This window comes from Serratia sp. G204Y (assembly GCF_051172435.1).
Classification (GTDB): domain Bacteria; phylum Pseudomonadota; class Gammaproteobacteria; order Enterobacterales; family Enterobacteriaceae; genus Serratia; species Serratia sarumanii.
Genome location: NZ_JBPIZA010000001.1, coordinates 2306160 through 2319242 on the forward strand (window position 1 = coordinate 2306160; position 13083 = coordinate 2319242).

General features: G+C 64.6%; 12 protein-coding genes. 3 read left to right on the forward strand and 9 right to left on the reverse strand.

What is annotated here, in order from left to right; all coding sequences use genetic code 11:
* Window positions 1-31: 31 nt before the first annotated feature.
* Complete coding sequence (locus ACSBQQ_RS11190) at window positions 32-1456, reverse strand: MFS transporter (protein ID WP_060387452.1); 1425 nt, start codon at window positions 1454-1456, stop codon at window positions 32-34.
* A 99-nt stretch (window positions 1457-1555) separates the two neighbouring features.
* On the opposite strand from ACSBQQ_RS11190, the gene ACSBQQ_RS11195 reads away from it, so the two are divergent.
* Window positions 1556-2395 carry a helix-turn-helix transcriptional regulator gene (locus ACSBQQ_RS11195; RefSeq protein ID WP_033637650.1) on the forward strand — a complete coding sequence of 280 codons (840 nt, stop codon included), beginning with the start codon at window positions 1556-1558 and terminating at the stop codon, window positions 2393-2395.
* Here ACSBQQ_RS11195 and ACSBQQ_RS11200 read toward each other — a convergent pair.
* The 4 genes from ACSBQQ_RS11200 to prpB form a co-directional block, all read right to left on the reverse strand.
* Window positions 2392-3021 (reverse strand): LysE family translocator, encoded by a 630-nt coding sequence (locus ACSBQQ_RS11200; protein WP_060387451.1) that lies wholly within the window; start codon window positions 3019-3021, stop codon window positions 2392-2394. The two genes, ACSBQQ_RS11195 and ACSBQQ_RS11200, sit on opposite strands and share 4 nt — an antisense overlap.
* A 79-nt stretch (window positions 3022-3100) precedes the next feature.
* Window positions 3101-4552 carry a bifunctional 2-methylcitrate dehydratase/aconitate hydratase gene (locus tag ACSBQQ_RS11205; protein ID WP_060387816.1) on the reverse strand — a complete coding sequence of 484 codons (1452 nt, stop codon included), beginning with the start codon at window positions 4550-4552 and terminating at the stop codon, window positions 3101-3103.
* A gap of 40 nt (window positions 4553-4592) precedes the next feature.
* Complete coding sequence (gene prpC, locus ACSBQQ_RS11210; RefSeq protein WP_033646891.1) at window positions 4593-5756, reverse strand: bifunctional 2-methylcitrate synthase/citrate synthase; 1164 nt, start codon at window positions 5754-5756, stop codon at window positions 4593-4595.
* A 33-nt stretch (window positions 5757-5789) separates the two neighbouring features.
* Window positions 5790-6680 (reverse strand): methylisocitrate lyase, encoded by an 891-nt coding sequence (gene prpB / locus ACSBQQ_RS11215; RefSeq protein WP_060428306.1) that lies wholly within the window; start codon window positions 6678-6680, stop codon window positions 5790-5792.
* Window positions 6681-6925: 245 nt separating this feature from the next.
* Between prpB and prpR the strand changes: the two genes are divergently transcribed.
* The gene (gene prpR, locus ACSBQQ_RS11220) at window positions 6926-8515 is read left to right on the forward strand and encodes a propionate catabolism operon regulatory protein PrpR (protein WP_033646895.1); all 1590 of its coding nucleotides are present in this window, start codon (window positions 6926-6928) and stop codon (window positions 8513-8515) included.
* A 3-nt stretch (window positions 8516-8518) separates the two neighbouring features.
* Here the strand turns inward: prpR and ACSBQQ_RS11225 are convergent, their stop codons facing one another.
* Window positions 8519-9427: a DMT family transporter gene (locus tag ACSBQQ_RS11225; RefSeq protein ID WP_033637645.1), complete on the reverse strand. Its 909-nt coding sequence runs from the start codon at window positions 9425-9427 to the stop codon at window positions 8519-8521.
* A 136-nt stretch (window positions 9428-9563) separates the two neighbouring features.
* On the opposite strand from ACSBQQ_RS11225, the gene ACSBQQ_RS11230 reads away from it, so the two are divergent.
* Window positions 9564-9998 carry an Lrp/AsnC family transcriptional regulator gene (locus tag ACSBQQ_RS11230; protein ID WP_033646897.1) on the forward strand — a complete coding sequence of 145 codons (435 nt, stop codon included), beginning with the start codon at window positions 9564-9566 and terminating at the stop codon, window positions 9996-9998.
* Here ACSBQQ_RS11230 and dinG read toward each other — a convergent pair whose 3' ends face one another.
* The 3 genes from dinG to ACSBQQ_RS11245 form a co-directional block, all read right to left on the reverse strand.
* Window positions 9999-12197, reverse strand: a complete 2199-nt coding sequence (gene dinG / locus ACSBQQ_RS11235; protein WP_033637643.1) for an ATP-dependent DNA helicase DinG — start codon at window positions 12195-12197, stop codon at window positions 9999-10001.
* 66 nt (window positions 12198-12263) lie between these two features.
* Window positions 12264-12656: a tautomerase family protein gene (locus ACSBQQ_RS11240; RefSeq protein WP_060425546.1), complete on the reverse strand. Its 393-nt coding sequence runs from the start codon at window positions 12654-12656 to the stop codon at window positions 12264-12266.
* A complete protein-coding gene (locus ACSBQQ_RS11245) occupies window positions 12646-12978 on the reverse strand; it encodes a carboxymuconolactone decarboxylase family protein (protein WP_033653414.1) in 333 nt (110 codons plus the stop codon). Before ACSBQQ_RS11245 ends, ACSBQQ_RS11240 begins: the two co-directional genes overlap by 11 nt.
* Window positions 12979-13083 lie beyond the last annotated feature (105 nt).

The following is a 13083-nucleotide window of genomic DNA, read 5'->3' on the forward strand; positions in this document are numbered from 1 at the left end:
TCATGACGACAGTAAAGCACCCGCCGGCGGCCTACTTAAGATCCGCTTTCTGACTATTTCGCGTGATCCGGTTTAACAAGATCAGGGCGACGCCCATCGCCAACAGATTAAATACCATGGCGCCGGCAAAGGCCTCGGCATAGCGCTCCGCCGCGCCGCCGTGCGCCAGCAGCGGCACGAAACCGACGCCGCTGACCACGATGCCCAGCGCGCCCCCCACCTGCTGCACGGTGGCAACCAGCCCCGCCGCCATGCCCGCCTGCCGCTCGTGCGCCAAACCGAGCACCAGATTCAGCAGCGGCGTCATGCTCAGCGCCTGGCCGAATCCCAGCACCACCAACCCCGGCAGCAGCCGCAGCGGATGCGCCAGCGCCGCGCCCCACAGCGCCTGCGCCATCAGCAGCGCCAGCCCGGCGGCGTAAATCGCCACGCCCGCGCTCAACGCACGGTTGCCCCAACGCAGCGCCAGCCGGGGCGCCAACATCGACGCCAACATAAAGGCCGCGCTGGCCGGGGCGAACAGGCTGCCCGCCTGAAAAGGCGTCAACCCCGCCCCCGCCTGCAGCAGCAGCGCGAAACACAAGAAAAACGAGGAAGCGGTGGCATAAATCGCCAGCACCACCGCCATACCCGGCGCGAAGCCCGCCTGGCGGAACAGCGCCGGATCGAGCACCGCATCGTCGCCGCGCTGCGCCAGACGGCGCTCCCAACGCAGGAAGCCCCACAGCGTCAGCATTGCCAGCGCCAACATCGGCGCGATCCACCACGGCCAGCCGCGCGCCGGCCCTTCCAGCAGCGGCAGCAGCAACAGCGTCAGGCCGGTCGCCGCCAGCCCCAGGCCAACGCCATCCAGCCGCTGCGCCTGCGCCACCCGCGATTCGGGAATGCGCCGCGCCGCCCACAGCGCCAGCGCGCCGATCGGCAGATTAATCAGAAAGATCATGCGCCAGCCGCTGCCGAACAGGTTGGCCTCGATGATAAAACCACCGAGGATCTGGCCGAAGATTGCCGCCAGCCCCAGCGTCATGCCCAGCCAGGCGAAGGCGCGCCGCCGCTGTTGCGGCTCGTACAGCACCCGCATCAAGGCGTAAATTTGCGGAAACAGCAGCGCCGCCGCCGCCCCCTGCAGAATACGCGCGGCGATCAGCAGGCTGAGCGATCCCGCCAACCCGCACAGCAGTGAAGTCAGCGTGAATCCCAGCATGCCGAGGCTGAACAGACGCCGGCGCCCGAAGCGATCGCCCAGACGCCCGCCGGCGATCAACAGCACCCCGAACGCCAGTTCATAACCGGCGACGATCAACCCGACGCCGGCAAAATCGGCGGCGAATTCTCGCTGGATCACCGGCGCCGCCACGTTGACCACAAACAGATCGAACACCGTGACAAAACCGCCCAACAGCAGCACCGGCAGGCCGGCCAACCCTCGCCGTTCACGAGATAATGAATGTTCCATACCACCTCCAGAGATTATGATGGCCGCAGTATGAAACATGTTTTAAACTGTTACTATATAGCCATTTATACTATTACTGACAGCAACAGGACGGCCGCCATGCCCCCACGCACCCTCGAGCGCACTCGCCACGAACTGGCGGATTTTCTACGTCAAAAGCGAGAACAACTGTCGCCGCAGGCGGTCGGTTTGCCGAGCGGCAGCCGCCGCCGCACGCCGGGATTGCGGCGCGAGGAGGTCGCGGCGCTGGCCGGCGTCGGCCTCACCTGGTACACCTGGCTGGAACAAGGCAGGGAAATCAATGCGTCGGTGGCATTTTTGGAAAACCTGGCGCGGGTGCTCCAGCTCGACGCCGCCGGCCGCTACCACCTGTTTTTATTGGCGCATCAGCGGCCGCCGGTGCCGGTCGGCCATCAGTGGTGCCAGGTCTCGCCGCTGGTGCGGCGGCTGCTGGACGATTTGGCGCTGCGGCCGGCCTACGTCATGAACCTGAGTTGGGACATCATCGCCTGGAACCCGGCGGCGCAGCGGCTGTTCGCCATCGCCGAACGCCCGCCGGAAGAGCGCAACATGTTGTGGATGCTGTTTGCCGATCCGCAGCTCAATGCACGCCTGCTGGAGTGGCGGGCGCAGGCGCCGCAAATCCTGGCCAGCTTCCGCCGCGACTACGCTCGCGCGCCGGAGGATGAGGTGATGCGCCAACGGGTACAGGCGCTGGAGCGGGTGTCGCCGCAGTTCCGCCAGCTCTGGCGGCAGCACGACATTCACGGGCGCTGCCAGGGACGGCGCAGCTTCGCCATCCCGGAAATCGGCCCGGTCACCTTTGACCACGCCTCTTTCATCGTCGACGAAGAGAATCACCTGCGGCTGGTGATGTACAGCGCGCTGCCGGACGAACCGGCCAGCGCGGCGTTTGAAGCGCTGCTGCGTGAGGGTTAGCGGCGGCTGTCGAAAATGAGCTTGCAGGCCAGCCCGGCGAACACCCCGCTCAGCAGGTAGTTCGGCCAGCGGGCGCTGAAGCGGCGGCCGGCAAAGCGGCTTTTCATGCCGCTGACTGCCAGGATCACCCCGCCGTTAATCAGCAAGCCCACCAGATTCAGCACCGTCGCCAGCGCCAGCATCTGCACCACCACCGAGCCTGAACGCGGATCGATAAACTGCGGAAACAGCGCCAGCACGAACAGCGCCATTTTCGGGTTGAGGATGTTGGTGAACAGCCCCTGGCGGAAGATGCGCGCCGTCGGCACCGCTTGCAACCCGGCGGAAGCCTGCAAACTGCTGCCGGATCGCAGCGTTTTCCACGCCAGATAGAGCAGATAGACGGCGCCCAGCATTCTCACCGCGTCGTAAGCCAGCGGCACCGCGACGAACAGTTGCGACAACCCCAGCGCCGCCGCCAGCGCGTGACAATACGTGCCGAGCTGAATGCCCGCCAGCGAAGCGAAACCGGCGCGCCGCCCCTGGCTGACGCTTCGCGAAGCGATCAGCAGCATATCCGGGCCGGGGGTCAGCGCCAGCGCCACGCAGGCACCGGAAAACAACAACAGCGTTGCGGCATCAATCATGAATCACCTGATAAGAAGAGGGACGGGAATGGAGCGCCCATCATAGCGACGCCGACGTGGCTTGTCAGCGCCGCTTATCTCAGATCACCCACAAATCGAGATACTCATTGACCGGCATCTGCGCCAGCCGCTGCCGGTCCAGCGACACCTCGAGAATGCGCTGCTGCTGCAGAGCCGGGAACTGGCGCGCCAGGTTGGTTTTGAACTTCTCGATCAGCAGCGGGATGCCCTCTTCGCGCCGCCGCGCATGGCCGATAGGATACTCCACCGCCACCTCATCCAGACGGCTGCCGTCGGTAAACTCCACCGTCAGCGCATTGGCGATCGATCGTTTTTCCGGATCGTGATAATCGCGGGTGAAGGCGGGATCTTCATGGCAGCGGATCTTGCCGCGCAACGCATCGATGCGCGGATCCTCGGCCACCCGATCCTCGTAGTCCGCGGCCGTCAGCCGGCCGAACAGCAGCGGGATCGCCACCATATACTGAATGCAGTGATCGCGATCCGCCGGGTTATCCAGCGGCCCCTGCTTGTCGATAATACGCAAGCAGGCCTCATGAGTGCGGATGCTCACTGCGGCGATGTCGGCGGCGGTTTTGCCGGCGGCCTGCATCTGACGATGCAGCGTCATGGCCGCCTCCACGGCGGTCTGGGCATGGAACTCCGCCGGGAACGAAATTTTAAACAGCACGTTCTCCATCACGTACGCGCCGTACGGCCGCTGGAAGCGGAAAGGCTTGCCTTTGAACGAGACGTCGTAGAACCCCCAGGTCGGCGCCGTCAGCGCCGAGGGATAGCCCATCTCGCCGGTGGCAGCCATCAGCGCCAGCCGCACCGCGCGCGCGGTCGCATCCCCCGCCGCCCAGGATTTGCGGGTGCCGGCGTTCGGCGCATGGCGATAGGTACGCAGCGACTGCCCGTCCACCCACGCCAGCGACACCGCGTTCAGGATCTCCGCCCGGCTCAGGCCGAGCATCTGCGCCACCACCGCGGTGGACGCCACCTTCACCAGCAGTACGTGATCCAACCCCACCCGGTTAAAGGCGTTTTCCAGCGCCAGGCAGCCCTGGATCTCATGCGCCTTGATCATGGCGATCAGCACCTGCCGCATGGTCAGCGGCGCTTTGCCCGCCGCCACCGCCTGGCGCGAGAGCCAGTCGGCCACCGCCAGGATCCCGCCCAGGTTGTCCGACGGGTGCCCCCACTCCGCCGCCAGCCAGGTATCGTTGAAGTCGAGCCAGCGAATCATGGCGCCGATATTGAACGCCGCCTGCACCGGATCCAGCTGGAAGCGGGTGCCCGGCACCCGGCTGCCGTTCAGCACCTCGGCGCCCGGCACCACCGGCCCCAGCAGTTTCTTGCAGGCCGGGTAGCTCAGCGCCTCCAGCCCGCAGCCGAGGGTATCGAGCAGGCAATAGTGGGCGGTGCGGTACGCCGCCGGGGTATCGACGGCCTCTTTCATCACATAATCGACGATATCGACCATTTCGCGATCGAACGGCGGACGGCGGGTATTGGCAGACTCAAGCATCATGATTCCCGAAAACTCCATAGTGAATAACGATCGGCGCTCAGCGCTGATCCAGCGGTACGAACGCCCGCGCTTCCGGCCCGGTATAGTTGGCGGACGGGCGAATGATTTTGTTGTCCTGCCGTTGCTCGATGATGTGCGCCGACCAGCCGCTCACCCGCGCCATGACAAACAGCGGCGTGAACATTTCGGTGGGCACCCCCAGCTGGTGATAAGACACCGCCGAGAACCAGTCGAGGTTGGGGAACATCTTTTTGGTGTCGCGCATCACGCTTTCCAGCCGATCGGCGATGTCATACAGCTTCATCGCCCCCGCCTCCCGCGACAGGCGCAGCGCGATCTCTTTGATCACCTGATGGCGCGGATCGGAGACGGTGTACACCGGGTGCCCGAAGCCGATCACCACCTCTTTGTTGTCGATGCGGCGGCGAATGTCGGCTTCCGCTTCGTCCGGCGTTTCATAGCGTTGCTGGATCTCCAGCGACACCTCGTTGGCGCCGCCGTGTTTCGGCCCGCGCAGCGCGCCAATGGCGCCGACGATCGCCGAATAGACGTCGGATCCGGTGCCGGCGATCACCCGGCCGGCGAAGGTCGAGGCGTTGAACTCATGCTCGGCGTACAGGATCAATGACGCGTGCATCGCCTGCTCCCAACTGGCGGAAGGCGCTTCGCCGTGCAGCAGGTGCAGGAAGTGGCCGCCGATGGAGTCGTCGTCGGTCTCCGGCTGAATGCGCTCGCCGTTGTGGCTGTAGTGATACCAATACAGCAGCATCGATCCCAGCGACGCCAGCAGCCGGTCGGCGATGTCGCGCGCGCCGGCCGCGCCGTGCTGCTCTTTTTCCGGCAGCGTGCAGCCAAGGGCCGAGACGCCGGTACGCATCACGTCCATCGGGTGAGACGCCGCAGGCAACGCCTCGAGCACCGTGCGCACGCTGGCGGGCAGGCCGCGCAGGGCTTTGAGACGGTGTTTGTAGGCCTGTAGCTCATCGCGGTTGGGCAACTTGCCGTGGATCAGCAGGTGGGCGACCTCTTCAAACTCGCAGTGGCGCGCGAGATCGAGAATGTCGTAACCGCGATAGTGCAGATCGTTGCCGCTGCGCCCTACGGAGCACAGCGCGGTATTCCCGGCGGGCACGCCGGATAACGCCACGGATTTTTTCGGCTTAACGCCAGTCGGGCTTTGCGGGGGGATCGCTTGGCTCATACCGTCCTCGTTTGGCTTGTGCGTGAATGGCGCCTATTTGTCGCGCTGGCGAGCGAACAGGGCGTCGAGTTTCTCTTCGAACAAATAATAGTTGATGCTTTCATACAGCTCGTTGCGGGTCTGCATGGTGTCGATGACGCTTTTCTGCGTGCCCTCCTCGCGCAAAGCGCGGTACACCCGCTCCGCCGCGCGGTTCATTGCCCGGAAGGCCGACAGCGGATACAGCGCCATATCCACCTGGGCGCTGCGCAGCTCGTCGGTGGTAAACAGCGGCGTCGCGCCGAATTCGGTGATATTGGCCAGGATCGGCACCTGCGTCGCCTCAGCAAAGCGGCGGTACATGCCCAGCTCGGTGATCGCTTCCGGAAACAGCATGTCGGCCCCGGCCGCCACGTAAGCCTGAGCGCGCTCGATGGCCGCCTCCAGCCCCTCCACCGCCAGCGCATCGGTGCGCGCCATGATCACGAAGTCCGGATCGCTGCGCGCATCCACCGCCGCCTTGATGCGATCCACCATCTCTCCGGTGGAAACGATGGCCTTATTGGGGCGATGGCCGCAGCGCTTGGCGCCGACCTGATCTTCGATATGCAGCGCCGCCGCCCCGGCCTTGCTCACCGATCGCACCGTGCGGGCGACGTTGAACGCCGAAGCGCCGAAACCGCTGTCGACATCCACCAGCAGCGGCAGCGGGCAAACGTCGGTGATGCGGCGAATGTCGGTCAGCACATCGTCCAGGGTCGAAATGCCCAGATCCGGCAGCCCCAACGAACCGGCCGCCACGCCGCCGCCGGAAAGGTAGATGGCCTGGAATCCGGCCCGCTGGGCCAGCAGCGCATGGTTGGCGTTGATCGCGCCGGCGATTTGCAGGGGTTTTTCTTTACTCAGGGCCTGGCGAAAGGCGAGCCCGGGTGAGCGCAGCGTCATGACGTTTTCTCCGATTAGCCAGATGAAACAGACAGAGCAAGGGGCGGGCCAGGTTGCACTTCGGTGAGGGGAAAAATTAAAATCGATAAAAATAAGCGAGTTACAACATCTGCAGCGCCATTGGCCAGACAAAGAGGTAAAAAACGTTTCAGCCAACGTTTCAATCGCTGTTTCACGCAGAAAATTTGAAACATAACTGAAACCGGGCTACACCTAATGCAGCTACTTCCATTCGGTAACCCACCATGAGCGATCACGTCACGCCGGACAAACCGGTGATCTGGACCGTCTCCATCACCCGCCTGTTCGATCTGTTCCGAGACATCAGCCTCGAGTTCGACCATCTGGCGACCATCATCCCGATCCGCCTCGGCTTTGAGGAGGCGGTGCAGCACATCCGCGCCCGCCTGGCTACCGAGCCTTGCGACGCCATCATCGCCGCCGGCTCCAACGGCGCCTACCTGAAAAGCCGCCTGTCGGTGCCGGTCATCCTGGTCAAGCCCGGCGGCTTCGACCTGCTGCAGGCGCTGAGCAAGGCGCGCAGAACCGCCGATCGGATCGGCGTCATCACCTATAAAACCCCTCTGCCCGCGCTGCTGGAGTTCCAGCAGACCTTCGATCTGCCGCTTGAGCAGCGCAGCTACGTCACCGAAGAGGACGCGCGCGGCCAGATCGCCGAGCTGAAAGCCGCCGGCATTCAGGCCGTGGTTGGAGCGGGCCTCATCAGCGAGTTGGCGGAAGAGGCTGGGCTCACCGCCATTTTTCTCTATTCCGCCGCCACCCTGCGCGCCGCCTTCAGCGATGCGCTGGACGTGACGCGCCTGATGCAGGGCGGCGGCAAACGCGGCGGCGATTACGCCACGCGTAATACCCTGCAGCCGCGCTACGGGCTGAGCGATTTGCAAGGCGACTCCCCGCAGATAGAGCAGACGCGGCGCACCATCATGCTGTACGCCCGCTCGCCGGCGGCGGTATTAATTGAAGGAGAAACCGGCACCGGCAAGGAGCTGGCGGCGCAGGCGATCCACCGGGAATACTTTTCCCGGCGCGGCGCGCCGGCCAGAGGCGCGACGCCGCCGTTCGTCGCCATCAACTGCGGCGCCATCGCCGAATCGCTGCTGGAGGCGGAGCTGTTCGGCTATGAGGAAGGCGCCTTTACCGGCTCACGGCGCGGCGGCCGACGTGGGCTGCTGGAAACCGCCAACGGCGGCACCCTGTTTCTGGATGAGATCGGCGAAATGCCGCTGCACCTGCAAACCCGGTTGTTGCGCGCGCTGGAAGAGAAAACCGTCACCCGGGTGGGTGGGCAACAGCCGGTAACGGTCGACTTTCGCGTCATCAGCGCCACCCACAGCCACCTGGAGCAGGCGATTCAACGGGGCGACTTTCGCGCCGATCTGTTCTACCGCCTGAGCGCCCTGCGGCTGCAGCTGCCGCCATTGCGGGCGCGCGGCGACGATATCGCGATGCTGGCGGAACACTTTCTGAAGCGGTCGCTGGCGGCGCTCGACGTGCCGCTGACGGAGCCGCTGCGCGCCGCCCTGGCCGGCTGTTACGCCGCGCTGAGTCATTACGCCTGGCCCGGCAACCTGCGCGAACTGCGCAACATGATGGAGCGGGTGGCGCTGATGCTGAGCACCGGCACCGCGCCGAGCGGCGAGACGCTGCGCTGGCTGCTGCCGGAGCTGGCGGCGGCCACGCCCCCCGAGACACCACCAGCGCCCGTCTCCGCCCACGAAGCGCTGGCGCGGTGCAGGGGCGACCACGCCGCCGCCGCCCGGCTGCTCGGGATCAGCCGCACCACCTTATGGCGCCGGCTGAAAAAAACGAACTGAGCATCAGCCGGCGCGCCGGCCGTCCGAGGCCGGCAGCAGTCGCGCTCGCCGCTCGCCCAGCAGGTTCATGCCCGCCGCCGCCAGCAGGATGATCGCCGCGCCCAGCAGTTGCCAAGCCGACAGCCGGTGGCCAAACGCCAGGCGATCCACCAGCATGGCGGCGATCGGGTAGATGAACGACAGCGAGCCGATCAGGTTGGTCGGCAGCTTCTGCAGCGCGCCGTACATCAGCACGTACATCAGGCCGGTGTGCAGCACGCCGAGCGTCGCCAGCATGCCCCACTGCCCAGCGCTGGCCGAAACGTGGAAATCCACCAGCGGCAACAGCATCACCGCCCCTACCGCCACCTGGATCAGCGCAATAAGATGCGGCGGCGTGCCCTTCAGCCGCTTGGCCGCCAGCGCCATCAGGGCGTAGAAAAACGCCGCCCCGAGCGCCAGCGCGATGCCCGCCAAATAATGACTCTGTTCCCCCGCCTGCCGCGGCTGCGCCAGCACCACCAGCATCATGCCGCCGAACGCCAGCCCCAGCCACAGCAGCTTGCGGGCGGTCAGCCGTTCCCCCAGAAACAGCGCCCCCAGCCCCACCAGCATAAACGGCTGGGTGTTGTACACCGCCGTGGCGATGGAGATAGAGGCATAGGAATAGGCGGCAAACAGCAGCAGCCAGTTGATCACCAGCGCCACCCCACCGGCGATCGCCAGCAGCAGCGTGGCGCGCGTCAGCACATCGCGCCGCAGCTGCCCCAGCGCGCCGCACACCGCCAGCAGCACCAGCGCCCCCACCGCGCAGCGCCAAAACACCACGTTGACCACCGGCTGGCCGGACATCAGCACAAACCAGCCGATGGAGCCGGAAATCAGCATCGCCGCCGTCATCTCCAGCGAGCCGCGTTTTATCTCTGCATTCATTCTGCGTTCCTCCAAACTTGCCCAGAGGCATAGCTTGCGGCTTCGCCGAGCGGCTTTCCATAGCATAAAAAAGGCAGATATGCTTAACTGCCTTTTTCTCGTAGCTATAATAAAGAAAACACCTAACGGAGCCGTTATGGATGATATCGATCGCCAGATCCTGACTCTTTTGGCGCAGGACGCGCGCGCGTCGTTGAAGACGCTGAGCGCGCAGGTGGGGCTGTCGTCGCCGAGCACGTCGGAAAGGCTGCGGCGGCTGGAGGAAAGCGGCGTGATCCAGGGCTATACCCTGAACGTCAACCTACAGGCGGTGGGCTACGCCTTCGAGTCACTGGTGCGCATCAAGCCGCTGCCGGGCATGCTGAAGAAGGTTGAACAGCTGATTCAGGCGATTCCGGAAGTGGTCGAATGCGACAAGGTGACCGGCGAAGACTGCTTTATCGTGCGGCTGGTGGCGCACTCGATGGCGCAGCTCGACCACACCCTCGATCGGCTGGCCGAGCATGCGCAGAGCAACACCTCGATCGTGAAAACCACGCCGGTCAAACGCCGCCTGCCGCCGCTGCTCTAATTAACGCCGCCGCTTGCGGGCGAACGGATTGCCGCGCTTCTTCTCTTTTTTGGCCGCGTCGGCGGCGGATTTCAACGCCGCCAGATGCGCCTTGTCGGCCTCCGGCACCGCGCGCTGTTCGATCGGGAACACCGGCAGCGACGCCAACAGCCGCGAACCGTAGTTTTTGGTCAACAGCCGGCGATCGTAGATCACGATCTCGCCGTAGCATTGGTTGCTGCGGATCAGGCGGCCGACCTGCTGGATCAGGTTGAACGAGGCGCTCGGCAGGCTCTGCACTTCGAACGGATAGCGCTTCAGCGATTTCAGCCACTCGCCTTCGGTAATGATCACCGGGCTGTCGATCGGCGGGAACGCAATTTTGTGAATGTGTACCTGGGTCAGCAGCTCGCCTTTCAGATCCAGCCCTTCGGCGAACGATTGCAGCCCCACCAGCACGCTGGCGACGCCCTTCTCCACCCGCTTGCGGTGCTCTTCCACCAGCCGGTAGCGCGGCTGGTCGCCCTGCACCAGCAGCATCAGCCGCAGATCGGTCACGTAGCTGAGGAAAGTCTGCATCGCCCGGTGGCTGCTGAACAGGATCAGCATGCCTTTGTGTTTGCCGCTCGCCTGCTCGGCGCGGAAACATCGCGCCATCTCCTCAAGGTGCTCCGCCTCGTTGGCGAGAGCCGGTTCGTAGCGCATCTGCGGAATGACAATCTTGCCCTGTTCGACGTGATTGAACGGCGAAGAGAGCGTTTCGAAACGATCGCCGGCCTTCTCGCTCAGCCCGCTCATCTCCTGCAAACGCGCGAAGCTGTTCAGCGAACGCAGCGTGGCCGAGGTGACCACCACGTGCGGCACCTTGCGCCACAGCAGCTTCTCCAGCTGGTCGCTGACGCGGATGCCGACGCAGTGCAGGTAAAGATGAGTGACGTTATCGCGCAGCTCGCGTGTGACCCATTTGGAGATCGGCGCGTTGGAGGATTTGTCGAGCGCCGCCAGCCGCCACAGCTTGCTCATCGCCTCCAGATAACCCAGCGTGCGGCTCATCTGAATGATCGACCGGTGCAGGCGCACGATGTCATGCTTGCCGGTCTGCTCGGTGAGATCGTTAAGCACGAACTCCGCCAGCCCGCGCAGCGCATCGGTCAGTTTGAACAGCCGCGCGCAGCTCTCCACCATCTCCGCCGGCAGCTCGCCCATTTCAAAACGGTGCTCGGCCGCCACGCTGTCACCGGGCAGATAGGCACTGACCTGATGCTCGAAGATCTGCACCAGCTCGCGCAGCTCCTCGCAATGGTTTTTCAGCCGCTCGCTGTTGGCCAGCCCCGGCGGATTCTTCGGCCGGTACTGCGTCATGCACTGCTCGACCTGGCGCACGATCATGTCCAGTTGCAGGTTGGTCGACAGCGCGGTGATTTCCCCGTCGATCTCCAGCGCGTCGCGCGCCACCTCCGGCAAATGGTGGCCTTCGTCCAGCACCAGCAACAGCTCTTTCGGGTTCGGCAGCACCGATTCCGTCTCCAGCGCCGCCATCACCAGGGCGTGGTTGGCCACCACCACGTCGGCGCTCTCGATCTCTTTGCGGGCGATATAGAACGGGCATTCGCGAATGTAGTGGCAGTTGCGCCCCAGGCAGTTGGCCTTGTCGGTGCTCAGCTTGGCCCACAGCGGATCGTCGATGCTCTGCTGATAGTGATCGCGCAGCCCGTCCCACTCGAAGCGGGCCAGCGCCTTGGTCAGCTTCTGGCACAGCGCTTGCTCTTCGCCGCTGGACGGCGCCAGCTCGTCGTCGAGGAACAGCGTCAGATCGCCCTGTTGGCTAACGTCGGTGCTCATCGCCGCCAGATTGCGCGGGCACACGTAACGCCCGCGGCCAAAGGCGCCGGTAAATTTCAGATCGGGGATAATCTTTTTCAGCAGCGGCAAATCCTTGCTGTAGATCTGGTCCTGCAGCGCCACGTTGGCGGTGCTGACCACCAGCGGTTTACTCTCCGCCCGCCCGACGGCGATGCCCGGGATCAGGTATGACAGCGTTTTGCCGACGCCGGTCGGCGCCTCGATCGCCAGATGGCGCGGGTAGTCGCCGGCCAGCGTCTTCGCCACCTCGGCGATCATCTGGCGCTGGGGCGCACGGGAAATGAAATCCGGTATTTGCTGCTGCAGGGCTTTGTACCACTGGCCAATCTGATCTTTAACTGCGGAGGAGAGCGCCATTCAACTCTTATCTAAACGAAATGATGGCGCCATTGTCCCACAGACCGCCCGCGGCGTCAGCCCGAGTTACGCCTGCGGATCGATCATCGAGGCGCGCCCGGCGCTGAACGACCACTCGTCCAACTGGGTGGTGGTGATCACCACCATCACATCCTCGGGGCGCAGCCGCAGGTTTTCCGCCAGCAGCGCCGCCAGCCGCCCGTAGAAGTGCCGCTTGGTATCGGTGTCGCGCGGCCGCCCGGCGGTGATGTAAAACAGCACGAAATCCGCGCTGCGCGGCCCGCCGAGATAGTCGCGATCGTAGATCAGTTCGCCGGGGCGGTATTGATCGATCACCTGAAATTTATCCGTCGGCGGCACCTCGAAGGCCTCCACCAGCGCCTGATGCAGGCTGTCGGACAAGGTTTGCAGATAGTCGGCGGACTTGCCCTGATGCAGGGCGATGCGGCTAAACGGCATGGTTGTCCTCCTGTTCCAGTTCACGCAGGCGCGCCACGGCCGACGCCGCCGCGGGCCAGCCGGCGTAGAACGCCAGATGGGTGATGAGCTCGGCCAGCTGCTGGCGCGTCACGCCGTTGCGCTGCGCCAGCTGCAGGTGAAACGGCAGCTGTTCCACGCGGTTGAGCGCCACCAGCGCGGCGACGGTAATCAGGCTACGCTCGCGCGGGCTCAGCGCCGGCCGCTGCCAAATATCGTCAAACAAAACGCTGTCGCTGAGCTGCGCCAGCTTGGGGGCAATATCGCCGAACGCCTGCTGCCCGGCCTGGGATTCTGATGGCATCACACTCTCCTGTCAGTTGCGGATAGCCTTACGCTACCCGCCGCCGCAGCGAGTGAAAATCGGGATTTTCAGCAGTCTCGGTTCAGAAAAACGGGAGGGTTCCCC

Coding starts and splice junctions, on each gene's coding strand:
- prpR (WP_033646895.1), top strand. CDS start 6,926: ATGAGCGATCACGTCACGCCGGACAAACCGGTGATCTGGACCGTCTCC.
- ACSBQQ_RS11230 (WP_033646897.1), top strand. CDS start 9,564: ATGGATGATATCGATCGCCAGATCCTGACTCTTTTGGCGCAGGACGCG.
- ACSBQQ_RS11190 (WP_060387452.1), bottom strand. CDS start 1,456: ATGGAACATTCATTATCTCGTGAACGGCGAGGGTTGGCCGGCCTGCCG.
- ACSBQQ_RS11205 (WP_060387816.1), bottom strand. CDS start 4,552: ATGCTTGAGTCTGCCAATACCCGCCGTCCGCCGTTCGATCGCGAAATG.
- ACSBQQ_RS11200 (WP_060387451.1), bottom strand. CDS start 3,021: ATGATTGATGCCGCAACGCTGTTGTTGTTTTCCGGTGCCTGCGTGGCG.
- prpC (WP_033646891.1), bottom strand. CDS start 5,756: ATGAGCCAAGCGATCCCCCCGCAAAGCCCGACTGGCGTTAAGCCGAAA.
- ACSBQQ_RS11195 (WP_033637650.1), top strand. CDS start 1,556: ATGCCCCCACGCACCCTCGAGCGCACTCGCCACGAACTGGCGGATTTT.
- dinG (WP_033637643.1), bottom strand. CDS start 12,197: ATGGCGCTCTCCTCCGCAGTTAAAGATCAGATTGGCCAGTGGTACAAA.
- ACSBQQ_RS11225 (WP_033637645.1), bottom strand. CDS start 9,427: ATGAATGCAGAGATAAAACGCGGCTCGCTGGAGATGACGGCGGCGATG.
- ACSBQQ_RS11240 (WP_060425546.1), bottom strand. CDS start 12,656: ATGCCGTTTAGCCGCATCGCCCTGCATCAGGGCAAGTCCGCCGACTAT.
- prpB (WP_060428306.1), bottom strand. CDS start 6,680: ATGACGCTGCGCTCACCCGGGCTCGCCTTTCGCCAGGCCCTGAGTAAA.
- ACSBQQ_RS11245 (WP_033653414.1), bottom strand. CDS start 12,978: ATGCCATCAGAATCCCAGGCCGGGCAGCAGGCGTTCGGCGATATTGCC.